This window comes from Jiangella asiatica (assembly GCF_004349065.1).
GTDB classification, from domain to species: domain Bacteria; phylum Actinomycetota; class Actinomycetes; order Jiangellales; family Jiangellaceae; genus Jiangella; species Jiangella asiatica.
In genome coordinates, this window is record NZ_SMKZ01000005.1 from 102,054 (window position 1) to 126,148 (window position 24,095).

Annotated in this window: 20 protein-coding genes; 15 read left to right on the forward strand and 5 right to left on the reverse strand. The window is 71.6% G+C overall.

The features are described 5' to 3' along the window. Positions 1–12 precede the first annotated feature (12 nt). The 5 genes from E1269_RS05650 to E1269_RS05670 all read right to left on the reverse strand — a co-directional run bounded on the left by E1269_RS05650 (position 13) and on the right by E1269_RS05670 (position 4,948). Positions 13–792, reverse strand: a complete 780-nt coding sequence (locus E1269_RS05650) for an ABC transporter ATP-binding protein (RefSeq protein WP_203432975.1) — start codon at positions 790–792, stop codon at positions 13–15. Continuing rightward, a complete protein-coding gene (locus tag E1269_RS05655) occupies positions 776–1,801 on the reverse strand; it encodes an ABC transporter ATP-binding protein (RefSeq protein WP_203432976.1) in 1,026 nt (341 codons plus the stop codon). The genes E1269_RS05650 and E1269_RS05655 overlap by 17 nt, the downstream gene beginning before the upstream one ends. Beyond that, positions 1,801–2,643 carry an ABC transporter permease gene (locus tag E1269_RS05660; RefSeq protein ID WP_203432977.1) on the reverse strand — a complete coding sequence of 281 codons (843 nt, stop codon included), beginning with the start codon at positions 2,641–2,643 and terminating at the stop codon, positions 1,801–1,803. Before E1269_RS05660 ends, E1269_RS05655 begins: the two co-directional genes overlap by 1 nt. Then, positions 2,636–3,598, reverse strand: coding sequence for an ABC transporter permease (locus tag E1269_RS05665; RefSeq protein ID WP_131892257.1), 963 nt, complete (start codon positions 3,596–3,598; stop codon positions 2,636–2,638). The genes E1269_RS05660 and E1269_RS05665 overlap by 8 nt, the downstream gene beginning before the upstream one ends. Before the next feature lie 66 nt (positions 3,599–3,664). Continuing rightward, on the reverse strand, positions 3,665–4,948 hold the full coding sequence (locus E1269_RS05670; protein WP_131892259.1) for an aspartate aminotransferase family protein: 1,284 nt from the start codon (positions 4,946–4,948) through the stop codon (positions 3,665–3,667). Positions 4,949–5,243: 295 nt separating this feature from the next. Between E1269_RS05670 and E1269_RS05675 the strand changes: the two genes are divergently transcribed. The 15 genes from E1269_RS05675 (at position 5,244) to E1269_RS05745 (ending at position 24,076) form a co-directional block, all read left to right on the forward strand. Continuing rightward, positions 5,244–6,188, forward strand: a complete 945-nt coding sequence (locus E1269_RS05675; protein ID WP_131892261.1) for a succinylglutamate desuccinylase/aspartoacylase family protein — start codon at positions 5,244–5,246, stop codon at positions 6,186–6,188. Next, positions 6,185–7,279, forward strand: coding sequence for a pyridoxal-phosphate dependent enzyme (locus E1269_RS05680; RefSeq protein ID WP_131892263.1), 1,095 nt, complete (start codon positions 6,185–6,187; stop codon positions 7,277–7,279). Before E1269_RS05675 ends, E1269_RS05680 begins: the two co-directional genes overlap by 4 nt. A 44-nt stretch (positions 7,280–7,323) precedes the next feature. Continuing rightward, complete coding sequence (locus tag E1269_RS05685; protein WP_131892265.1) at positions 7,324–8,817, forward strand: M81 family metallopeptidase; 1,494 nt, start codon at positions 7,324–7,326, stop codon at positions 8,815–8,817. Further along, on the forward strand, positions 8,814–9,848 hold the full coding sequence (locus E1269_RS05690; protein ID WP_131892267.1) for an NAD-dependent epimerase/dehydratase family protein: 1,035 nt from the start codon (positions 8,814–8,816) through the stop codon (positions 9,846–9,848). Before E1269_RS05685 ends, E1269_RS05690 begins: the two co-directional genes overlap by 4 nt. Before the next feature lies 1 nt (position 9,849). Then, positions 9,850–10,653: an SDR family NAD(P)-dependent oxidoreductase gene (locus tag E1269_RS05695; RefSeq protein WP_131892269.1), complete on the forward strand. Its 804-nt coding sequence runs from the start codon at positions 9,850–9,852 to the stop codon at positions 10,651–10,653. Positions 10,654–10,740: 87 nt separating this feature from the next. After that, positions 10,741–12,387: an ABC transporter substrate-binding protein gene (locus E1269_RS05700; RefSeq protein WP_162606241.1), complete on the forward strand. Its 1,647-nt coding sequence runs from the start codon at positions 10,741–10,743 to the stop codon at positions 12,385–12,387. A 48-nt stretch (positions 12,388–12,435) separates the two neighbouring features. After that, the gene (locus tag E1269_RS05705) at positions 12,436–13,467 is read left to right on the forward strand and encodes an ABC transporter permease (protein ID WP_131892273.1); all 1,032 of its coding nucleotides are present in this window, start codon (positions 12,436–12,438) and stop codon (positions 13,465–13,467) included. Next, on the forward strand, positions 13,464–14,288 hold the full coding sequence (locus tag E1269_RS05710; RefSeq protein ID WP_131892275.1) for an ABC transporter permease: 825 nt from the start codon (positions 13,464–13,466) through the stop codon (positions 14,286–14,288). Before E1269_RS05705 ends, E1269_RS05710 begins: the two co-directional genes overlap by 4 nt. Beyond that, positions 14,285–16,147 carry a dipeptide ABC transporter ATP-binding protein gene (locus tag E1269_RS05715; protein ID WP_131892277.1) on the forward strand — a complete coding sequence of 621 codons (1,863 nt, stop codon included), beginning with the start codon at positions 14,285–14,287 and terminating at the stop codon, positions 16,145–16,147. The genes E1269_RS05710 and E1269_RS05715 overlap by 4 nt, the downstream gene beginning before the upstream one ends. A 26-nt stretch (positions 16,148–16,173) precedes the next feature. Further along, positions 16,174–17,820, forward strand: coding sequence for an ABC transporter substrate-binding protein (locus E1269_RS05720; protein ID WP_131892279.1), 1,647 nt, complete (start codon positions 16,174–16,176; stop codon positions 17,818–17,820). Between the two features lies 1 nt (position 17,821). Beyond that, positions 17,822–18,796 (forward strand): Gfo/Idh/MocA family protein, encoded by a 975-nt coding sequence (locus tag E1269_RS05725; RefSeq protein WP_162606242.1) that lies wholly within the window; start codon positions 17,822–17,824, stop codon positions 18,794–18,796. Continuing rightward, positions 18,789–19,646 (forward strand): SDR family NAD(P)-dependent oxidoreductase, encoded by an 858-nt coding sequence (locus E1269_RS05730; protein ID WP_162606243.1) that lies wholly within the window; start codon positions 18,789–18,791, stop codon positions 19,644–19,646. The genes E1269_RS05725 and E1269_RS05730 overlap by 8 nt, the downstream gene beginning before the upstream one ends. 29 nt (positions 19,647–19,675) lie before the next feature. Further along, complete coding sequence (locus E1269_RS05735) at positions 19,676–20,488, forward strand: SDR family NAD(P)-dependent oxidoreductase (RefSeq protein WP_162606244.1); 813 nt, start codon at positions 19,676–19,678, stop codon at positions 20,486–20,488. Further along, positions 20,485–22,065 carry an ABC transporter substrate-binding protein gene (locus E1269_RS05740; RefSeq protein ID WP_162606245.1) on the forward strand — a complete coding sequence of 527 codons (1,581 nt, stop codon included), beginning with the start codon at positions 20,485–20,487 and terminating at the stop codon, positions 22,063–22,065. Before E1269_RS05735 ends, E1269_RS05740 begins: the two co-directional genes overlap by 4 nt. 4 nt (positions 22,066–22,069) lie before the next feature. Continuing rightward, positions 22,070–24,076: a glycoside hydrolase family 20 zincin-like fold domain-containing protein gene (locus E1269_RS05745; protein ID WP_131892289.1), complete on the forward strand. Its 2,007-nt coding sequence runs from the start codon at positions 22,070–22,072 to the stop codon at positions 24,074–24,076. Positions 24,077–24,095: the final 19 nt, after the last annotated feature.

Here is a 24,095-nt window from a genome sequence, read left to right on the forward strand (position 1 = left end):
TCCGGCTCGGCCTCAGGACGCCGACCGTGACGCGGCCAAGCTCACCGCCCGAGCGGCGTCGACGAGCGCCCGCGTGTACTCGGCGGCGGGGTTATGCATCACCGCGGCGGTAGGCCCGGCCTCGACGATCGCACCGCCGCGCATGACGACGATCTGCTCGCAGACCCGGCTGACTACGGCGAGGTCGTGCGAGACCATGACGAGAGTGAGCCCGAGCCGGGCTCGTAAGTCCATGAGTAGGTTGAGCACCTGTGCCTGCACCGACACGTCCAACGCGCTGGTCGGCTCGTCGGCGTAGAGGACTCCGGGGTTGACCGACAGCGACCGGGCGATCGCGACCCGCTGGAGCTGGCCGCCGGAGAGCTGGTGCGGGTAACGGTCCAGGACGGACGGATCCAAACCGACCAGCGTGAGCCATGACGCCAGCTCGTCGTCGGCCACCCGGCGCCGCTCCAGCGCCCGGACCGGTTCGGCGACGGACCGACGCACGCGCATCCGTGGGTCCAGTGACGACGCCGGGCTCTGGAAGACCAGCTGGTTGTCCCGGCGGAACTGCCGCGGGTGCCGAGCCAGCCAGTCGCCGATGTCGCGTCCGGCGTAGGTGACGGCGCCGGCAGTGGCCGTCAGCAGCCCGCAGAGCACCCGGATCAGGGTCGACTTGCCCGACCCGGACTCCCCTACGATCCCGACGGCCGCGCCGCGAGGGACAGAGAGACTGACCGAGCGCAGCACCCACGGCTGGTGGGTGCCGTAACGGAAGGACAGGTCGCCGACGTCAACGAGCGGCGCCATCGCGCTCACCTCCAGAGCCTCCGCCGGTTCCAACCGCCGCCGTGGCCGGGTTCCAGCAGGCATAGCGGTGCTGGTCGGACTGGCGGGTGACCGGCGGTTCGTCCGCGCACTCGTCGAGGTGGTGCGGGCACCGGTCGCGGAACCGACAGCCGCTGGGGAAGTTCCCCAGCGCCGGCACCGCGCCGGGGATCGTCGTGAGCGGCTGCCCGATCACGGCCTCGGCCTGCTCCGGGTCGGCGTGGTCGGGGTTCGCCTCGATCAGCGCCTCGGTGTACCGGTGGCGCGGCCGGTCGACGATCGCGGCGCCCGGTCCCATCTCGACCAGCCGGCCGCCGTAGAGCACCGCGACGTCGTCGCTGATCTTGCGGACGACGCCGAGGCTGTGACTGACGAAGATCACCGACATGTCGTTCTCGGTGCTGACCTCGTCGATGAGCTCGAGGATGCCCTTCTGGACGGTAACGTCCAGGGCCGTCGTGGGCTCGTCGGCGACCAGCAGCCGCGGGCGGGAGGCGATGGCCATCGCGATGAGGACGCGCTGGCGCTGGCCACCGGACAGCTGGTGTGGGTACCGGCGGGCCAGCCGTTCCGGTTCGGGCAGCTGGACCTGTGCCATCAAGTCGTGGACCCGCGCCTTCACTTCCGCGCGGGACAGGTCGCCGGTGAGCCGCACCGCCTCGCCGATCTGCTTGCCCACCCGCATGGTCGGGTTCAGGGCACGCAGCGGATCCTGGAACACCACGCCCATGTCGGCGCCGCGGACGTCGGCGAACTGCCGGTCCGTCAGGCCCACCAGTTCACGTCCGTCGAAGACGATCGACCCAGTCACGGTGGCCTCACGCGGCTGCAGGCCGACGATGCTCATCGCGGTCATCGTCTTCCCCGACCCGGACTCTCCGACCAGGCCCAGCCGGCGGCCGGGAGCGAGGTCGAGCTCGTCGATCGACACGATCTCGTGCGTCCCGATGCGCACGGTGAGGTCTCGGATGGTCAGCAGGCTCGGCTGCATCAGGTCACCGCCTTGGTCGTCTGCCGGGGGTCGAGCACCGCACGCAGCCCGTCGCCGAGCAGGTTGAAGCCCAGCACGGTCACGACCATGATCACGCCGGGGATCAGCACCAGACTCGGCGCCTCGCCCACGACCGCCTGCGCCTCGTTGAACACCATCCCCCACGACGTCGTGGGGCGCTGCGCTCCCACGCCGAGGTAGGACAGCGCAGCCTCGATGAGGATGGCCGACGCGAACAGCAGCGACGTCTGGACGATGATCACCGGGCCGATGTTCGGCAGCACGTGGCGCATCAGGATGAACCAGGTGCCGCGGCCACCGGCACGGGCGGCCTCGACGAACTCGCGGGCGAGGATCTGCCGAGCCGGTCCGATGGTCACCCGGGCCATGACAGGCACGAACCACGCGGTGATAGCGATCATCGTGGTGGCGTTGCCGGGGCCCAGCGCCGTGGCCAGCACCAGCGCGATCAGGATGCCCGGCAGCGCGAGGGCGACGTCGGTGGCGCGGCTGAGGGTCTCGCGCACCGCCCGTCCCGACGCCGCCGTCATCAGCCCGACCAGCACGCCCGGGACGAGCGCCGCCGTCGTGCTGACGACGGCCACCAGGAGCGAGTTGCGGGCACCCACCATGATCTGGGTCAGCACGTCCCGGCCGAGCCGGTCGGTGCCGAGGAGGTGGCCGTCCGTGCCCGGCGGCGCCAGGCGGGCGGCCACATCGAGTGACTCGACGTCGTAGGGCGTCCACACCAGCGAGACCAGCCCCAAGGCGACGAACACGCCGACCAGAGCCGCCCCGACCGTCAGCTGCACAGGCCACCGGCGACGTGCGCGGCTATGCACGGGCCGCTCCTTCCGCGTCGGTGATCCTCGGGTCGAGCAGCCCGTAGGCGATGTCGAGCAGGAAGTTCAGCACCAGGATCACGAGGATGATCACGAAGGCGAGCGACTGGACCACGATGGCCTCGCGCCCGGTGACCGCCGACATCAGCATGCGGCCGAGGCCCGGCAGGGTGAACACACTCTCGATGACGACGGTCCCGGCCAGCAGGCCGCCGAGTTGGAGGGTGCCGACCGTGACCAGCGGGATCGCAGCATTGCGGACACCGTGCCGGATGGCGGCGCCGCGCCAGGTACGGCCCTTGGCCATGGCCGTGCGGATGTAGTCCTCGCCGAGCACGTCGAGCATGCTGGACCGGACGAACCGGGTGAACACCCCGGTCAACGCGATCGACAGCGCTACCAGCGGAAGTGCGAGGGTGCGCAGCGCGCCCACCACGCTCTCCGACCACGGGATGTAGCCGCCCGACGGTAGCCACCCGAGTTGGACGGCCACGAAGCTGATGAGCAGCAGCCCGACCCAGAACGGCGGGATGGCGATGCCCAGCTGCGCGACGACGTCGACGAAACCGCCCCGCACGTCGCGGGAATGCAGAGCGGAGTAGGTGCCGGCGATCACCCCGAGCAGCAAGGACACCGCCAGCGAGATCAGCGCCAGGCTCAGCGTCAGGCCGAGCCGGGCCACGATCTCGTCGAAGATGTCGTAGCCGGCGGCGTACGACTGCCCGAGGTCACCTCGGAACAGCCCGCCGATCCAGCTGGCGTACTGCTCGGGCCAGGAGCGATCCAGCCCGAGCTCCGCCCGCAGCGCGTCGCGCGCCTCGGGCGTGCTGCCCTGTCCCAGGATGACTGTGGCGACGTCCCCACCGAGCAGCCTCATCAGGACGAACACGACGATCGAACCGGCCAGTGCCGACGCCAGCAGCACCGCGGTCTTGCGGACGACCAGTCGGATCACGTGACCTCCTCCCCGATCCGGACGAGGGTGGACCGCGCGGGCGGCGGTGGCCGCGGCGGCGACTCGTCACCCAGCGGTACGACGAACCCGGGTCTCCGCGGCGAGCGCCGAATCCAGTCGGTCCACGACGGCGTTGAGCTCACGCTCGCCGTGAGCGGCCGAAACGTACCAGATCCCCCGTGGTGCCACCCAGATGCCGTGGCCCACGAGCACCTCGACGAACTTTGCGTAGCCAGCGGTGTCGATGGCCTCGAGCTCCGCGTGGTGGTGGATGGTGCGCGGGTCGCCGAACGATGCGTGGAACGCCACCGGTAGCCCTTGGACGCGGAGCGGGACGCCGTGGGCAGCCCCGAGCTCGCCGATCTTTCGCATCAGCGTGCCGCCGTGCGCCTCGATGCGCTCGTAGGGCGGGGCCTGCCGCAGCTCGGTCAGGGTGGCGATCACGGCCGCGCAGGCCGGGACCGAGGAGTTGAACGTCCCCGAGTGGACGACCCCGGCCGTCAACTGGTCCATCAGCGCGGCCGACCCCGCCAGCGCGGAGACCGGCCAGCCGCCGGCCATCGCCTTGCCGTAGACGGCCAGGTCGGGGGTGACGCCGTATTTCTCGGCCGCGCCGCCGAGGGCCACCCGGAAGCCGGTGATGACCTCGTCGAAGATCAGGACCGAGCCGTGCCGGTCGCACAGCCGGCGCACCTCGTCCAGGAACCCGTCGCGCGGTTGGATGGCGGCGCTGTTGCACATCACCGGCTCGACGATCACGGCGGCGATGTCGTCGTGGTTGGCGAACGCCTTCTCCAGCGCGGCGACGTCGTTGTACGGGAGGAAGTACGTCTCGTCGAGGTGATGCGCGAGCTGCCCCGCGCTGGCCGGCCGGATGCGCCCGTCGACGCTGGTGACGAGCACGTTGTCGAGCCAGCCGTGGTAGGTGCCTTCGAACCTGACGAACTTCGTGCGCCCCGTGGCCGCGCGGGCCAGGCGCAGCGCGGCCTGGTCCGCCTCGGTACCGGTCAGTCCGAATCGGACCCGCTCGGCCCAGCCGACGGTGTCGAGGAAGAGCTCGCCGGCCTCGTTCTCCAGCACGTGCTGCGAGCCGAACACCGAGCCGCGTCGGGCCTCCCGCGCGACGACGGCATTGACGGCGGGTGCCGCGTGGCCGAGCAGGCTGGGGCCCTGGCCGAGCAGGTAGTCGACGTAGTCGTTGCCGTCGATGTCGTAGAGCCAGGCGCCCTCGCCCCGGTCGAAGCACACCCGCGGCCCACCGAGGCGGACGTTCGAGTGGACCCCGCCGGGCGTGAGGTCTCGTGCTCGCAGGTCGAACCGCGCGGATCGCGTGTGAGTCGTGGACGTCATCAGCCTCTTCCCTGTTCGACCGAGTTCCATCAGATGAGTCGCCTTTTCCGCCAGGCGAAGCGTATGCTACGTCAAACGGCACGTGTCGGTAAAGGTCCGATTGCCGCCAAGGTGCCACACACTGAATCAGACGTCCCATCTGTTGACACTTCTATCAGGCGCAGCTAGGTTCTCTCAACAGTCAGCGGCCGGGGGCTGTGTGCACCGGCCGGCCGCACCCGCGAAGGCCTTCGAACGAACATGAGGGCGCCGGTCCGGCGCCCGTCGAACCGACGAGCGGAGAGCAGCGAAGCGCATGCAGGAGCCTCAGGTCCACCACCGGTCGCTGGCCGGCGGCGTCGTGCTCACGACCGTGACCGGCACGCCCGGCGGACCGACGCTGGCACTGCTCGGCGGCGTACACGGCGACGAGGACGAGGGGGTCCTGGCCGTCCGGCTGGTGCTGCGCGAGCTGCGCGAGCTGCGCGGTCTCCCGCTGCGCGGCACGGTCCGCGCGGTCGCCGTGGCCAACCCGCCGGCGTGGTCCGCGCAAAGCCGCACCAGCCCGCTCGACGGCGCCAACCTCGCCCGCAGCTTCCCCGGCTCGCCGCACGACGGCCCGACAGCGGCCATCGCGACCGCCATCGCCGACGACGTCATCCGCGGCAGCGACGCGCTGATCGACCTGCACTCGGCCGGACTTCGCTACCGCATGCCGCTGATGGCCGGCTACTGCGCCGACACCCCGGCGGGCGCGGCGTCCGAGCGGCTGGCGCTCGCGTTCGGCGCGCCGGTGCTCTGGCGGCATCCGCGGTCCGCGCCGGGACGGTCGCTCTCGGTCGCCGCCGAAGCCGGCATCCCGGCCGTCTACGCCGAGTGCTCCGGCGGCGGCAGCATCCGGGCACTCGAGCTCGACACCTACGTCGCGGGCGTCCTCGGCGTCCTGCGCCAGCTGGAGATGCTGCCACCGGCCGACCGGACACCGCCCGCGCCGCGGTACGTCTACGGCAACGGCGACCTCGACACCGGCGCCGCCGCCCGCGGGCACGGGTTCTTCGTCTCCTCGGTCCGCGCCGGCGACGTCGTCGCCGCGGGCGACGAGATCGGGCGGTTCTACGACCACGACGGTGAGCTGGTGCACATCGTCGACGCCCCGGACACCGGCATGGTCATGTTCCTGCGCCGGCAGGCCCGTACCGCGACGGACGACGTCCTGTTCGTCCTCGCCCACCTGGACGACCGAGAGGAGACGGGAGCGTGAGTACGACGGCGTACCCGCACGGGCTGGCCCGCTGGGCCGGCGACCTGCCGGCGGTCGACGAGTTCGTCACGCTCGGCGAGGGCGGTACCCCGGTCGTCGGACTGGACCGGCTCGCCGCGCGGCTGGGGCTCGGCCAGCTGACGGCCAAGCTGGAGACCGCCAACCCGACCGGTTCCTACAAGGACCGCGTCGCCGCCATGACGGTGTCGCTGGCCCGCCACGACGGCTACCGCGGCTGGGTGGCCACGTCCTCAGGCAACGCCGGGATAGCGATGGCGGCCTTCGGCGCCCGGGCCGGCCTGCCCGGCTTCCTCTGCGTCGTCTCCACCGCGCCACAGGAGAAGCGGCTGCCGTTGATGCCCTACGGCATCGGTGTCCTGGCCGTGGAAGGCGTCGGCGACGGCGCGTCCGCGTCGGCCGGGACCGGGCTGCTCGCCAACGTCGCCGCGGCCGCCGAGGAGCATCAGCTGTTCCTGGCCATCACCGCGAACGCCTACAACCCGCAGGGCATGCGCGGCATCGACACACTCGGCTACGAGCTGGCCGAGCAGGTGCCGGACATGACCCACGCCTACACGCCGGCCGGTGGCGGCGGGCTGGTGGCGTCACTCGCCCGTGGCCTGGCCGCACGGTCGATGCCCGCCGCCGTCATCGCCTGCCAGCCGCGCGGTTGCGCGCCGATCGCCCGGCACCTGGCCGGCGAGATCGACCGGCCGCTCGTCGAGCGGTGCGACACCCTGGTCTCCGGGCTGCAGCTGCCCGCCCCGCCGGACGGCCAGCTCGCGGTCGACGCCGTCCGGGCCTGCGGCGGCTGGGGCAGCGCGGTCGACGACGACGCCATCGTGCAGGCGCAGCAGCTGCTCGCCGCCACTGAGGGCATCTTCGTCGAGCCGGCGGCGGCGACCAGCGTGGCCGCCCTGCTCGACGACCACAAGAACGGTCGGCTCAGCTCCGACGACCATCCGGTCCTGATCCTCACCGGCGCGGGCTGGAAGGACCAGAGCCGGTACGCCACCCAGGCCGCCCGCATCCCCACCGCCCAGGTCGACGACGTCCCCCGGGTCATCGCCGACTGGGCCCGCGACGTCTGACCCGTCGGCGCGGTACCGCCGGCCACGAGAGGAGACCAGAGTCCATGCTCCGCATCGCCCTGCTCGGACTGTCGCACGAGGCCAACACGTTCTCGTCGCATCCGGTCGACACCGCCGCGACCGAGGCGGCCACGCTGCGTGGCGAAGAGATCCTGGAGCGACACGCGGGCGGCACCAGCACCATGGCCGGCTACCTCACCGCCTGCGAGGCGCACGGCGTCGAGGCCGTGCCGCTGGTGCTGACCAACCTCGTGCCCGCCGGCCCGATCACCGCCGACGCGCTGGCGGTGCGGACCGAGGAGCTACTGACCGCCCTGCGGCGGAGCGGGCCGTTCGACGGCGTCCTCGTCGACCTGCACGGTGCGGCCGTCGGCGAAGACATCGACGACGTCGACGGGCACCTGCTGCGGGCGATCCGCGAGACCGTCGGACCGGACGTGCTCGTCGGTACCTCCCTGGACCTGCATGCCAACGTCAGTACCGCCATGTGCGAGCACGCCGATGTCCTCAACACCTACCGCACCAACCCGCACGTGGACGCGAGGGAGGTTGCCGAAGAGGTGGGCGACCTCATCATCAGGGCGGTGCGCGGGGAGATCCGGCCCACCGTTGCCCACGTCGCGCTGCCGGCGGCCGTCAACATCCTGTGCCAGAACACCGACGAGCCGCCCATGCGGGACCTCATCGATCGCGCCCGTTCGCTGATGGACGAGCCCGGCGTCCTGTCGGCTTCCGTCGCCGAGGGCTACCCGTACGCCGACGTCCCAGAGATGGGCATGAGCGTGGTCGTGATCACCGACGCCGATGGCGGGGCCGCGGCATCCCACGCCCGCAAGCTCGCTGACGAGGTCTGGAGCCGCCGGGCCCGGTTCGACGTGCCGGGCGTCTCGGCGGCGGCGGCCGTCGCCGCCGCGCAGCGGGCCGCGCGCACCCCCGTCCTCCTGCTCGACGTCGGCGACAACATCGGAGCCGGCTCTCCTGGCGACTCGGTGGTGCTGCTCAACGCGGCCCGGGAGGCCGGTTTCGAGAGCCTGCTGACGATCGTGGCCGACCCCGCCAGCGCGGCGGCGTGCACCTCGGCCGGGGTCGGCGCCCAGGTGGACCTGATCCTCGGCGCTCGGACCGACCCCGCGACCGGCCCGCCGGTGCGGGCCACGGCCACCGTCCTGGCGCTGCACGACGGCACGTTCGAGGCGACCGGCCCGGTGCACGCCGGCTGGAGCCACTTCGAGGCCGGGCCCAGCGCCGCCGTCCGGCTCGACACCGGGCAGACGGTGATCGTCACCACCGAGGTGGTGCTGCCGTTCAGCGTCGTCCAGCTCACCACCCTCGGGCTCGCACCCGCGGACTTCGCCGCCATCGTGGCCAAGGGCGTTCACTCGCCGCTCGCCGGCTACGGGCCGCACGTTGCCGAGATCGTGCGCGTGGACACCCCGGGCGTCACCGCGGCGAACCTGCATCGGTTCACCTACGTGAACCGGCGCCGGCCGATGTATCCGTACGAGATCCACACGACGTTCGACGGAGGTGCCGCATGAAGGTTCTCGTCACTGGCGCAGCCGGCCGGGTCGGCGCGAACATGGTCCGGCGGCTTCGCGCGGCCGGCGCCGACGTTCGCGCGATGGTCATGCCGGGCGACCCGCAGCGCGCGAAGCTGGACACCCTCGACGGCGTCGAGATCGTCGAGGCCGACCTCGGCGACCAGCACGCCATCGACGCCGCCAGCCGCGGTGTCACACACGTCGTCCACCTGGCCGCTCAGCTGGTGCGCGGCGACACCCCGGTGGACCGGTTCTACGACGTCAACGCGTTCGGCACCTTGCGGCTGCTGGAAGGCGTGGTCAAGAACGGTGGCGTGGAGCGGTTCCTGCTCGCGAGCACAGACGGGACGTACCGGCCAGGTGATCCGCCGCTGGTCCCGTTGCCCGAGGACACCCCGCAGGAGCCGGCCGACTACTACGGTACGGCCAAGCTGCTGGGCGAGGTGATCCTGCGCAACCACGCCGCCCAGTACGACATCCCCTTCGCCATCACCCGGTTCGCGACCGTTCTCGACCCGGTCGAGGCGCGGCAGCACTTCCGCGTCGGTTCGGTCCGTGCCCTGCTCCGGCGCGTGGAGCTCGGCCGCGACTGCAACATCTGGCCACTGTTCCGCGAGCACCCCGAGATGGTCGGGCTGTTCGACGAGGCCGTGGGGGAAGCTCCGGACGACACCGCCGTCGCCCTGTCCGGGCCGAACGGTTCGTGGAGCATCCACCTGCTCGACGTGCGTGACGCCGTCGAAGGCGTGTACCTGGCGCTGACGGTGCCGGCGGCGGCCGGCCGCGCGTTCAACATCACGGCGGCCGAGCCCACGACCTTCGAGCACGGCGCGGACGTCGTCGCCGAGCTGGACGGCGTGCCGCGGCTCGACGTCCGGCTGCCGCTCACGTGGCGGCTGGAGATGACCGTCGACGCCGCCCGCGACGTACTCGGCTACCGGCCCCGACACGACTTCCGCGGCATGGTCGAGTCGGCCATCGCCGCGGACCGTGGCGCCGCCGACAGCTTCATCCCAGCGCGGATCTGACATGAGTGCCACCACGGACCCGACCGGTGCCGCCGGGCTGGCCGTCGTCACCGGCGGCGGCACCGGCATCGGCCGCGCGATCACCATCCGGCTGGCCCGCGCCGGCTACCGGTGCCTGATCGCCGGGCGCCGGCCGGAGAAGCTCGACGAGACGGCGAAGCTCATCGAGGACGGCGACGTGGTCACCGTCGTCGCCGACGTGACGACGGAGGACGGGCGCTCGGCCATCATGGCCGCCGCCGACGAGCGGCCGGAGCGGCTCACCGCACTGGTCAACAATGCCGGCGACACCTACATCGCTCCGCTGTTCGCCCAGGACCTGGAGAAGTGGCGGGCGAACCTGGCGCTGAACGTCGAGGCGACGGCCTTCCTCTCGTTCGAGGCGATCGAACGGATGGCCCGCACCGACGGCGGCGCGATCGTCAACATCGCCTCCGTCTACGGCAAGGTCGCCCTCAACCCCGTCTTCTACCCCGAGCGGATCGCGCCCGAGACCCCCGACGGTCCGGAGCGTGGGGTCGCGTATGCCGCGTCGAAGGGCGCGGTCCGGCAGCTGGCGCGGGAGCTCGCCGTGGCCGCGGCCAAGCGCGGCGTGCGGGTGAACACCGTGTCCCCCGGGATGATCGGCCTGGAGCACCACGACCTGAGCGCGACCGACCTGGAGCGCTTCGCCGCCGCCACGCCGCTGGGCCGGCTCGGCAGACCCGACGAGATCGCGGGCGCGGTCGCCTTCCTGCTCTCCGATGAGGCGTCCTTCATCACCGGAGCGGAGATCGTCGCCGATGGCGGCTGGACCTTGTGGTGATCACAGCATGAGCGTCTTCGGCGTGGGCGACCGGGTGCGGTCGTGGCCACTTTCGGCGCGCCACCCCTGATGTCAGGAGGTTCACACATGACACGGTTCACGAACGACGACGGCTTCGCGGCACTGTGGTCCGACGCGCTCAGCCGGCGGCAGCTCCTACGCGCGGCCGGCGTGGGCCTGGCCGTCGTCGGCCTCGGCGGGACGGTCGGCGCCTGCACCGCGGAGGCACCGGCCGGCGACAACGCCGGCGAGGGCGGCAACTCCCCCGGATCCACCAGTGCCCAGCTGCGCACGGCGATGGCGAACACCTTCAGCGACCTGGACCCGACGACGGCGTCCGCGGTCGGCACCATCGCGATCAACCGGTTCGTCTACGAGTCGCTGTACCGCCTCGACCCGTTCCCGCCCCGGGCCGAGCTCAGCCCGGAGCTGGCCACCGAGCTGCCGCGCGAGGTCGACCCCACCACGTACCGCATCCCGCTGCGCACCGACGCGGTGTTCCACGACGGCACGGCGCTCACCGCCGATGACATCGTCTTCACCATCGAACGCATCAAGGACCCGGCCGCGGGGTCGCTGTTCGCGCGGTTCTTCGAGATCGTCCAGTCCGTCCAGGCCGTGGGCGAGCACGAGGTCGAGATCATCCTCACCCAGCCCACCACGCTGCTGGCCCAGCGCCTGGTGCTGGTCAAGGGCATGTCGCGGCGGGCGATCGAGAGCTCGCCGGAGGCGCTGACGGTGACCCCGGTCGGCACCGGGCCGTACCGGGTCGCGTCCGTCGTGTCCGGCCAGGAGGTCTCGATGACGCTGTTCGAGGACTACACCGGCCCGGCGAGCGTCTCCTTCCACGAGCTCACCGTGAACGTCACCGTCGACGGCAACGCCCGCGTCTCCGGGCTGCGCAGCGGGCAGACCCGCGTCATCGAGGACGTGCCGAGCAGCTCGTTCGAGAGCCTGGCCGCCACCGACGGCATCGAGGTCGAGGGCGCGACGGGCGACCACCAGACCGGCCTGCTGTTCCACTGCGGCAAGCCACCGTTCGACGACGTCCGGGTCCGCCAGGCCGTGCTGTTCGCGATCGACCGCGACACCATCACCCAAACCAGCTTCTTCGGCCACGCGACGCCGGCCTGGGACGGCGTCATCACGCCGGACAACCCCGAGTACGCCGCACCGGACCTGGTCTACCGGTACGACCCCGAGCACGCACGCACCTTGCTCGCCGAGGCCGGGTACGCCGCCGGCGGCGTCCCCATCGACTTCCTGGCCGGCAACCTGGAGTTCCTCGCCTCGCAGACGCCCATCATCGAGGAGAACCTGCGTGCGGTCGGGTTCGAGCCGAACGTGATCCCCGGCGAGCTGGAGTCGCTGTACTCGCGGGTCACCGAGGGCACCTACAACCTGTTCCTCATCAAGAGCGACACCGCGGCACTTGGCGCGACCGACGCGGAGTTCCTGTTGCGCTGGTCGTTCTACGGGAGCCTCCCGCGCGAGTTCCTGTACTGGAACACTCCCGAGCGCGACCGTGTCGAGCAGTTGCTGGATCTGGCGCTGACCACGGCCGACGCCGCCGAGCGGTCAACGGCACTGGCGGAGGCGCAGAACATCCTGCAGACGCAGGCGCCACTGGGCCGGCTGCACCGCGCCGACTACCTCACCGGCTGGTCCAGCACGCTGCAGGGCTTCCGGCCCCTGCCGACCTCCGGCGTCGAGCTGGACGGGGTCACCGGATGACCCGCAACCACCAGGTGAGGGAGCGCATCGAGCAAGGACCGGTCCGCGATGGTCACTAGCACCGCGACCGATCTCGGACTGCCCGCGCCCTCGAGCCCTCGGTCCCGGCCAGGCGGGCGCCGCCGCTACGCCCGCCTGGTGGGCCGTCGCCTGCTCCTGGCACCGCTCATCCTGCTCGGGGTCTCTTTCACGGTCTTCGTGGTCATCGACCTGTCGCCGAACGACCCGGCCCGCGCCGCGCTGGGCGTGTTCGCCGACGCCGAGCAGCGTGAGCGGTTCGCCGCGGAGAACGGCCTGGACGACCCACTGCCGGTCCGGTACGCGCGGTTCCTCGCCGACCTGGTCCAGCTGCGGCTCGGCGAGTCCGTCATCCGTCCGGAGTCGGTGAACGACCTGATCGGCATGGCGCTGCCGATCACGGTGCAGCTGATGGTGATGGCCACCGTCATCGCCGTGGCGAGCTCGCTGGTCCTCGGGATCGTGGCAGCCTGGTTCGAAGGCCGCCCGGTGGACCGCGTCGTCAGCGTGGTCGCGGCGTTCTTCCAGGCCGCACCGCAGTTCTGGATCGGGCTGATGTTCGTGCAGCTGTTCGCCGTCGGTCTCGGCGTCCTGCCCGCCGGCGGGTACTCCCCGCTGTCGACCGGGTTCAGCTACTGGTTCTCCTCGCTCATCGGGCCGGCGATCGTGCTGGCGCTGCCGTTCGCCGCCGCGATGACCCGCGTCATCCGCGCGTCCGTCGCCGACGAGCTGGCCAAGGACTACGTGCGCACCGCCATCGGCGCCGGGCTGTCCACAGGCACCGTGCTCGTCGGCAGCGTGCTGCGCAACGCCCTGATCACGCCGATCACCGTCGTCGGCGTCTACATCGGGGCGATGATGTCCGGCGCCATCCTGGTCGAAACCGTGTTCAACATCCCCGGCATGGGGACGCTGCTGGTCACCGGCGTGCGCCAGGGCGACCTGGGCATCGTGCGCGGGGTGGCCATCGTCGGCGCGGTCTCGTTCGTCGTCGTGAACGTGATCGTCGACCTGCTCTACCTGGTGCTCAACCCGCGTGGGGCGGAGGTGACGCGGTCATGAGCCGGTACACGACGTCGCTGCGCACCGATTCGCTGACCCGGTGGCTGACCGGAACGGGCGTCGTCCTCGTGGTCGTTCTCGTCGTACTACCGCTGGTCGTCACCGCCTCGCCGACCGGCATCGACGCGTCCAGGGCGCTGGAGGGTCCCTCCGCCGACCACCTGTTCGGAACCGATCAGCTCGGCCGTGACGTGCTGAGCCGCGTGGTGCACGGCGCCCGGCTGAGTGTGCTGGTCGCCGTCTGCGCCGCGGGGGCCGCACTCGTCGGTGGCGGCATCCTCGGCGCGGTCGCCGCCAGCAGCCGCGGCTGGGTCGGCGAGCTCATCATGCGGGTCATGGACGTCGGGCTGGCCTTCCCCGGCATCCTGCTGGCCATCGTGCTGGCCGCCGCCATCGGCCCGAGCCTGTGGACCACCGTCATCGTGCTGGGCATCGTGTACACGCCGCCGATGGCCCGAGTGGTCCGGGCGGCCGTGTTCGCCGAGAACGGCGAGGACTACGTCACCGCCGCCACCCTGTTCGGCACCCGCAAGATCCGGCTGGTCGGTTACCACATCGGGCTCAACGCCGCGCTGCCGGTCATGGTCTACACGACCCTGGTGATGGCCGATGCCGTGGTCACCGAGGCCGCCCTCTCCTTCCTCGGCGCCGGCATCAAGCCGCCCGCGCCGTCGTGGGGCAACATCATCAGCGACGGCCAGGTCGTCATCGGCGCCGGCGCCTGGTGGGTCTCGCTCTTCCCCGGCCTGGCCATCGTGGTCGCCGTCCTCGCGCTGAACCGGTTCGCCGAAGCCCTCGGAACACGATTGAGGTCCCGATGACGCCGACGACGACAACGACCGTACCCGCCGGCTCGCCAGGGCCCGGCGCCGCGGAGGCACCGCTCCTGGAGGTCCGCGACCTGCGGGTGGGTTTCCCCAAGCGCTACGGCGACGTGGCCGTGCTCGACGGCGTCGACCTCACCATCGGCGTCGGCGAGGCCGTCGCCGTCGTCGGGGAGTCCGGCTGTGGGAAGTCGCTGCTCGGCATGGCCGCGGCCCACCTGCTGCCGCCGACGGCGCACGTGTCCGGCACCGTCGCCTTTCGCGGCCGCGACGTGCGCGCCATGTCCCGCCGCGAGCTGCGCCGAATCCGCGGCGCCGGCATCGCCGTCATCTTCCAGGACGCTATGACCAGCCTGAACCCGGGAATGACCGTCGGCGCCCAGCTGCGGCAGGTCTGCCGCCTCGGCTCCTCGACGTCGCCGGAGGAGCTGCTGGCAGCGGTGGGCCTGGAGCAGTCCGAGCGGATCCTGCGGGCCAAGCCGTACCAGCTCTCCGGTGGCCAGCGGCAGCGCGTGCTGATCTCGATCGCGCTGGCCCGCGACCCCGCCCTGGTGATCGCGGACGAGCCCACGACGGCGTTGGACGTCACCGTCCAGCGCCAAGTGGTGGAGCTGCTCCAGGGCCTGCAGGCCAGCCGCGGCTTCGCGCTGATGTTCGTCAGTCACGACCTGGGGCTGGTCTCGGAGGTCGCGTCCCACACCACCGTGATGTATGCCGGCCAGGTCGTCGAGTCCGGACCCACCGCTGAGATCCTGGGCCGGCCCCGCCATCCCTACACCGCCGGGCTGCTGAACGCCAGCCTCAGCCTCGAGGAGCGATGGCCGCTGCTGGCGCCCATCTCCGGGCACGTGCGCCCGCCGACGGGGTTCGTCTCCGGCTGCCGGTTCCGCGACCGGTGCGCCCGGGCCGACGACACGTGCGCCACCCGTCCGGACCTGGTGCATGCCGACGGGCGGCGGCTGGCCTGCTTCCACCCGTTGGCGGCGACGGACGCCCTGGCGACGCGGCCGGTGGTCGTCGCCGAGCCCGATCCGCCGAGCGCCGGTGTGCAGGTCGACGACGCCGGGCGCAACGTCGTCGTCGAGGCCCGCGACGTCGTCGTCGACTACCACGGCCACGGGACCACCACACGAGCGCTGGCCGGGGTGACGCTGGCCGTCCATGCCGGTGAGTCCGTCGGTCTGATCGGCGAGTCCGGGTCCGGTAAGACGACGCTGGCCCGGTCGCTGCTCGGCCTGGTGGAGCCGAGCTCGGGCGAGGTCCGCCACCGCGACACCGACATCTACCGGCTCCCCCGGATGGCCCGGTTCCGCACCCTTGCCCGCGACGCCGCCATGGTGTTCCAGGACCCGCGCAGCTCGCTCAACTCCCGGCTGTCGGTCGGCGCCGTCGTCCGCGACCCGCTCGTCGTGCTGGGCATCGGCGACCGCCGCTCCCGCGACGCCACGGTCCGCGAGGTGCTGGAGAGTGTGGGGCTGCCCGCGACCATGGCCGAACGGCCGGTCCGGGCGCTGTCCGGCGGCCAGCTCCAGCGAGTCGCCCTCGCCCGCGCGCTCGCCGTCGAGCCCAGCCTCATCGTCGCCGACGAGCCCACGTCCGCGCTCGACGTGTCGGTGCAGGCGCAGATCCTCAACCTGCTGCAAGGGATCCGCGCGCAGCGGCACCTCGCCCTGCTGGTCGTGTCGCACGACATGCGCGTGATCCGGTTCGCCACGGACCACACCGTGGTGATGCTGAACGGCGAGATCGTCGAGCAGGGACCGACCGAGCGGATCTACGAGGACCCCCAGCACCCGTACACCCAGGCTCTGCTGGCCGCCGCGCCGTCGCTGCACGCGGCCGGCGATGACCAATGACCGCTGTGCCAGAGAGGGGAACCACCATGCGCCACCTCGACCCCGACCGGCCGTTCAGTGCGGTCTGGTCCGATCCGCTGTCCCGGCGCGAGCTCCTGCGCACGGCCGGTGCCGGCGTCGGCCTGCTCGCGATCGCCGGCGTCGCGGGAGCGTGCACCTCCTCCGCTCCACCGTCGGAGTCGGGGGACGGCTCGTCCCAGGGCGGCGCGGGCGGCGGCGAGTTCGCCGGCGCGCTGAGCCACGTGTTCGGCGCCCTGGACCCGATCACCCAGACCTGGTTCGGAACCGTCGTCGTGACCGACTTCATCCATGAGGTCCTGTACCGGATCGATCCCTTCCCGCCGCGCGAGAACGTCACCCCGGAGCTGGCCACCGAACTGCCCAGGCAGCTGGACGAGACGACGTACCGGGTTCCGCTGCGCCAAGGCGTCACCTTCCACGACGGCACGCCGCTCACCGCGGACGATGTCGTCTTCACGATCGGGCGGATCAAGGACCCCGCGACGGCCTCGTTGTTCATGGGCTTCTTCGAGATCGTCGCGGAGGCGCGCTCGGTCGGGGACCATGAGGTCGAGCTCAGCCTCACGTCGCCGACGACGCTGCTCGCGCCCCTCCTGTCCCTGGCGAAGATCCAGTCCCGCTCCGCTGTCGAGGCGTCCGCCGAAGCGTTGGAGCTCAAGCCCATCGGGACCGGCCCCTACCGGGTCGACACGGCGGTCTCGGGCAACGCGGTGACACTTCGCCGGTTCGACCAGTACTCCGGCCCGCGCTCATTCGCCTTCGACGAGGTCGCGTTGGACGTCGTCGCCGATGCCAACGCACGCACCGCCGGCTTGCGCAGCAGCCAGTGGCAGGCCATCGAGCAGGTGCAGGCGGGCTCGTTGGACAGTCTCGCCGGCACCGACGGCCTGGAAGCCGAGAGCGTCACCAGCTATCACCAGGTGGACCTGCTGTTCAACTGCGGGAAGCCGCCGTTCGACGACCCACGGGTACGGCGAGCCGCGCTGTACGCGATCGACCGTGACACGATCACGGCGACGAGCTACTTCGGGCAGGCAACGCCGGCTTGGGGCGGGCACCTCTCCCCGGACCATCCCAGCTATACCGAACCGCGGACGGTCTACCGCTTCGATTCGGCCTACGCCCGTTCCCTGCTGGCCGAGGCGGGCTACGGAAACGAGCCCCTCGACATCGTCATGCTCGCTGCCACGAATATCGAGGAGATCAACTCACAGACGCCGCTCGTGGAGCAGAACCTCATCGACGCCGGCTTCCGGCCGGACATCGTCTCCGGCGAGCAGGAGTCGTTGTACTCACGTGTCAGCGAAGGGAGCTTCGATGTCTACCTGGCCTCGCGCGACGCGTCCGCCTTGGGCGTCACCGACGCCGTGCTGCTGCTGCGGCTGATGTACACCGGTTCGTTCCCGCGGACGCTGTTGTTCTGGGACGGCGAGCCGCTGCAGCGGTTGGAGGAGCTGAGCGGGCGGGCGTTGGCGGCGCCGGACCCCGCCAGCCGCGACTCGCTCGTCGCCGAGATGACCGACCTGCTGGCCGAGGAGGTGCCGTTGGCTCCGTTGCACTTCAAGAAGCAGATCACCGCGTGGTCATCCCAACTGAGCGACTTCCGGCCACTGCCGACGGTCGGTCTGGCACTCGACGGGGTGAATGCCTGACATGACCAGCGACTCCGGCGCCGAGCTGCGGATCGGGATCATCGGCACCGACAACACCCACGCCTATCCGTTCACGGCCTTCCTCAACGGATGGGCGCTCGATGCGCCGATCCCTGCCGTGCTCCCTGACGGCACGCCCGTGGCGGACATGTACCTGTGGGGCACCTATCTGCGGCAGCAGACCGAGGCCGGTGCCACGGACGTGCCCATCAGCGGCGCCCGGGTGACCTCGTTGTGGAGTGCGGACCCGCGCGAGGCGGCCCTGCTCGGCCGCGCCTGCGGGATCGAGAACCTGTGTGAGACGGCGGAGTCGGTCTGCGCCGCCGTCGACGCGGTCATGGTCCTCAGCGAACGGCCCGAGACGCACGCTGCTTACGCGGCGATGGCGCTGGAGCGTGGATTGCCGACGTTCGTGGACAAGCCGCTGGCCGACTCGCTCGACGCCGGCCGGGAGATCTTCGAGCTGGCCGAACGCCATGGGGTGCCCTGTTACACCGGGTCCGCGCTGCGGTGGGCGCCCGACCTGATCGCGGCTCGCGAGTACGTGCGGACCCGGCTGGGGGCGGTGCGCGCCGTTCACGTGCCCTGCCCCCTGGAGCTGGAGCTGTACGGCATCCACGCCGTAGAGATGGTGAATCTCTTCATGGGCTGCGACGTGGCGACGGTGCGTGCCATCGGCGGGACCGAACGGCAGGTGGTCCTCCTGGAGTACGCCGATGGGCGCACCGCCGTCTTCGAGCATCTCGGTTTCGTCACCTGGCCGGCCTACAGCGCCTGCGTGTACGGCGACCGCTGGGAGCACCGCGTCGTCCTCGACGGCGTCGGCCCGGCGATGGCGGCCACCGTGCGCGCGTTCGTCGAAGTCGCCCGCGGGGCGACGGTACCGGTCTGCCCCCCGGAGTCGCTGCGGCTCAACGAGATCGTGTTCGCTGCACGGGAGTCCCTGCGGTCCGGGAAGGTCGTGTCCCTTGCCTGAACGCACCGCCATCGTCACCGGCGCCGGCACCGGCCTGGGCCGGGCGATCGCCGCGCGGCTCCTACGCGACGGCTTCCGGGTCACGCTGACCGGCCCGGACGGCGTCCAGCTGACGGAGACGGCTCGTCTCGCGCCCGACCACGGAGAGCTCGCCACCATCGTCGTCGGCGACCTCCGGCAGCCCGACGTCCGCCGGGAAGTGATCGCTCGCGCCACGGCCGGACCAGGCATTCTCTTCGGGCTGGTCAACAACGCCGGTCTCAGCGCGGTGGAACCGCTGCTGGACGAGTCGGTGGCGACCTGGCGCGCGATCTTCGAGGTCAACCTCGACGCGGCGTTCTTCCTCAGCCAGGCGGCGATCGAGCACATGCGCCCGCACGGCACCGGCCGCATCGTCAACATCGGCTCCATCTACGGCGTGGTCGGCTTCAACAACCACGGCTACGGCGCCCGCGCACCGATGAGCACGCCAGGTGATCGCGGCCCGGTGCGACAGTCGGCGTACGACGCGAGCAAAGGCGCCCTGATCCAGCTCACCAGAACTCTCGCCACGGCCGTCGGGCCGTGGGGCATCACCGTCAACACGGTGAGCCCCGGCCACATCCCGTGGGCCAACGAAGCAGCCGGCACCACGCCCGTCGCGTCCGCCGCGTCCGGCGGCGCGAAACCCGCCGCCCTCGGTCAGCGGGTCGATCCAGCGATCCTCACCGCGCTCGCCGAGCAGGTCCCGCTGCGGCGGACCGGCCGGGCCGCCGAGGTGGCCGGACCGGTCAGCTTCCTGCTCTCCGAGGACGCCGCGTACATCACTGGACAGAACATCATCGTCGACGGCGGAGCCACGGTCTGGTGAGCGCCGCGAATCCCATGGAGGAGGCAGCCATGCCCGCCAGCCTGGCCGGCGAACATGTGATCGTCGTCGGGCTGGGCGGCATGGGCCTGCCGCTGGCGCGGTCGCTCGTGGCCGAGGGCGCGGTCGTGTCGGTCTGCGACCTGGACAGCGGGCGCATCGAGGCCTCCGGCCTGACCGGCGCCGTCCTCGATGTCACCGACGAGGACGCGGCCGAGCGAGTGATCGGAGCGCTGGTGGAGGCCTCCGGGCCGCCGTGGGCGCTCTGCGTCACCGCGGCGCTGGTCGGCCGGCCCGCCGACGCGCTGACCACCAGCAGCGCCGACCTGCGTGTGCTGATGGAGGTGAACTACCTCGGCACGGTCAACGTCGACCGCGCCGCGGCCCGCCACATGGTCGCTGCCGGCCGCGGCGGCCGGATCGTCAACTGGTCCTCGGTGAACGCCGTCGGCGGTACCCGTGGCGGTTGCGCCTACGCACCCAGCAAGGCAGCGGTCGAGAGCTTCAGCCAGTGCCTGGCTCTGGAGCTCGCCGAGTACGCCGTCACGGTCAACGTCGTCCGTCCTGGCAGTGTCGACACCCCGATGATCAATGATCTGCCGGAGGAGGCGAAGGCGCGCGACCGCGCCCGAATCCCGCTGGGCCGATGGGGACGCGGACCCGAGATCGCGCACGTGGTCCGGATGCTGCTCGACCCGGCCGCGGCCTGGGTCACCGGCTCGATCGTCACCGTGGACGGGGGGATGCTCGCGGCGGCCGGCCGGCCGTCAGGGACCTCCGCGCGAGACCTTCCGAACCTGCCGACCGAGCCACGCTCGGTCTCGACGAGGGGAGAACGTTCGTGAACAGCACACGGAAGTCAGCGCTGCGAGACCGGCTCGCGTGGCGCGGCCGCCGTGCCCGGCACGGCGCGGGGGCCGTCGCGCTCACGACGGCGCTGGTGTTGGCCGGCTGCGGCGACGACGGCGGCCAGCTGGCCGGCTCCGGCGGAGGCGATGGCGGCGGCGGATCGGGCGAGCAGTCCACGTCGCTGCGCGTGGCGTTCCCTCAGGAGCCGCCGGACTGGAACTACCTGCAGAACGCCGCGACGGCCATCAAGGCGCTCGTCGTGCACAACGTCGTCGAGCCGCTGCTCGAGAAGACCGAGGACGGGAGCTTCGAGCCACTACTGGCGGAGTCCTACGAGGTCAGCCCGGACGGGCTCCAGTACACGTTCACCATCCGCGAGGCCACGTTCCACGACGGAAGCGAGCTGACCGCCGACGACGTCGTGTACTCCCTCACGACGAGCCAGGCCTCGCCGCAGGGCGAGATCTCCGGCCCGTTCGCGGCGGTGTCGGCCATCGACAAGACCGCCGAGAACGTCGTCACCGTCAGCCTCGACCGGCCCAGCCAGAACTTCCTGCAGGGCATGTCCGGCATAGCGGGCCTGATCATCCCCGAGGGCTCCGCTGAAGGGCTCGCCCAGCAGCCGCTCGGCACCGGGCCGTACAGCTTCGAGGAGTGGCGGAACGGCGTGTCGGTGTCGCTGGCGCGGTTCGACGACTACTGGACGGACCTGCCGTTCTTCGAGGACGTCACGTGGCAGTTCTTCGCCGACGAGACCGCCTCGCTCAATGCGCTGCTGGCTGGCGACGTCGATCTGGTCAGTAACCTGATCGGCGAGGGCCTGGAGCGGTTCGACAGCATCAACGAGACCGACGGCTTCACGGGCGTCACCACCGCTGGCTCGGAGTTCATCTACCTGGTCCTCCACGCCACCGACCCTGCCTTCCAGGACGAGCGCGTCCGTCAGGCGATCGCACACGCCGTCGACCGGCAGCCCATCATCGACGGCGCCAGCGGTGGTTTGGGCCAGCCTTCGTGCGTGTTCGTCAACCCCCCGAACGTGGCGTGGAACAGTGACTACTGCCCGTATCCGTACGACCCCGACCGCGCCGAGTCGCTGCTGGCCGAGGCGGGCGTGCCAGACCTCGCCATCGACTTCACCTACATCACCAGCGGCTTCTTCCCCGCGACGATGGAGGTGGTGCGTTCCCAGCTGACCGAAGTCGGTATCTCCGTCGAGCCGGTCGGGCTGGACCTCACCACCTACCTGGAGCAGATCCTCGGCGAGAGCCCTGACTACCAGATGACGGTGCTCAGCGGTCCGCAGCAGGCCGACTCGTGGCAGTGCCCGGGCTGGTTCGCCGGCGACTGCTCCGAGGAGTTCGGGCAGCTGCTGGCCGCCGCCGACCAGGCCATAGACACCGCGGAGTGGGCGGACCTGCGCCGCCAGGCGGTCGAGCATTTCGCCGACCGAGCCTTCGTCATCCCGATCGCCAACCAGGACGAGGTGTCGGCGATGCGCGACGACCTCGTCGGGATGAAGCCATACCGCTCGGCGAGCGAGCTGGACCTGCGACCGCTCGCCTGGGGCTGAGGCGATGGCGCCGCACCCCGTCCTGATCCCCCAGCCGCGCCGCCTGGAGTGGGGCGACTCCCCACTCCAGGTCGGCCGGCTGGTACTCGCCGACGTGCCCGACGCCCTCGCGGCGTTCCGGACCCACCTCGAACGGCTGCTCGAGCAGGTGGGCACAGGCGGCGAGCCCGAGGTGCCTGTCACGCTGCACCGGACCACCACCGAGCCCGAGGGCTACGAGCTGGACGTGGACGCCGACGGTGTGCACGTGCGCGCCGGAGACCCGCACGGCGCGCTGCACGCCGCCCGCACGCTGGTCGACCTCTGGGACGGGGGCGGCACCGACGGCCTGCCGCGGGTGCGGATCGCCGACCATCCCACGTACCGGCGACGGGGACTGTTCGCCGAGTCGTTCGCCGGCACCGACCTGATGGACGCGGCGGACTGGCGGGCGTTCATCGACCGGGCCGGCCAGCTCAAGCTCAACACCGTCGGCATCTCGGTTTACGGCTGCTGGGACATCCGGCACGACGACACCCGCAGCGAATACCTGTTCGTGCCCCTGGACGACTTTCCGCGGCTGAGGACGCCGCAGCGGGTGGTGACGTGGAACCCGGCGACCGGCGGTGAGGTCGCGCTCGACTACCTGCCCACGTTCTTCGCCGACGACCTGCTGGCCGAGGTGGTGCGGTACGCGGCGGGCCAGGGCATCGACGTGATCCCGCATCTCGGCGGCCCGGGCCACTCGACGCTGCTGCCCCGGCTGGTGCCCGAGCTGTCCGCGCTGGACGACGACGGCGAGCCGACCGGGTACGGGTACTGCGTCAGCCGGCCGGCGGCGCGCTCGGCACTGCTCGCCGTCATCGAGAACCTCGTTCGCCAGCACCTCGAGCCGGCCGGCGTGCGGCTGCTGCACGTCGCCGGCGACGAGTACTACCCGATCCGCAACGTCGACCCGGCCGACCGCCTGCGCACCGTCAGCCCGTACTGCCGCTGTGCGGGCTGCCGCGAGCTGACTCCAGGCGAGCAGCTGGTCGAGTACCTCGTCGCGGTCGGCACGCTGCTGGCCGAGCACGGCATCGGCATGGTCCACTGGCACGACACCCTGGTGCGCGAGAGGGTCCTCGACGCCTATCTGGACCGGGCGGCCGCGGCCGGGTTGCCCACGCCGGTCATCGCCTGGTGGAAGTACAACGACCCGGTGCCGGTGCCCGACGCCGGCCGGGCACCGACCTGGGTGACGCCCACCACCGGCCTGTTCGCGACACTGTTCGCCCAGGACTTCGGCCCCAACATCGAGACTGTGCTGCGGCGCGGGCACAGTGCGGGAGCCGTCGGCGCGTTCGCGTACACGATGCCCAACCCGGCCGACCACGCCAACGTCGCGTGCCTGGCCGATCTGGCGTGGAACCTCGAGGAATCGGGCGGCTCGACCGGCTTCCGCGCACGGTGGGCGCGGTGGCTGTGCCCGGACGACGCCGCTGCGGCCACCCACGCGCTCTCCCTCGCCAGCACCGTGACCGCCAGCTATCCGCTGATGATGTACGTGCTCCATCACGTCCTGCCGTACTTCTCGACGTCCGCGGCAGGCGTCACCACCTATCCCGACGACATCGTGGCGGCGACGGCCATCACTCAGCCGCCCTTGGCCGATGTCTACCGCCAGGCGCGCGAGACCCTGCTGGACGCCGTCGAGCTCATGCCGGCCGGCCGGCCGGTCCGGTTCTGGGGCGACCCGGCCGAGTCCTGGGCCCGGCAGGCGGTCCGGACGGCCGACTCGTTGGCGCTGCTGCTCGACCTGCTGAGTGCCGCCCGCTCCCCCGCCACCACCGGTGACGACGCCGCGGCCGAGCTCACCCGCCGTGGAGTCGAGCTGATGCGTGCCACAGCCCGCATCACGCCCGCCTACCTGCGTCCGGCCACGCTCCGTGAGCACTGGGGCTTCGTCCGCGAGATCGGTACCGCGCTCGAGCGCCTCCGCGCCTCCAGGGCGGTGTCCGCCGAGGAGAACTGGCATGCCTGGATCATCTGAGCCGCCCAGCCGCGGGCAG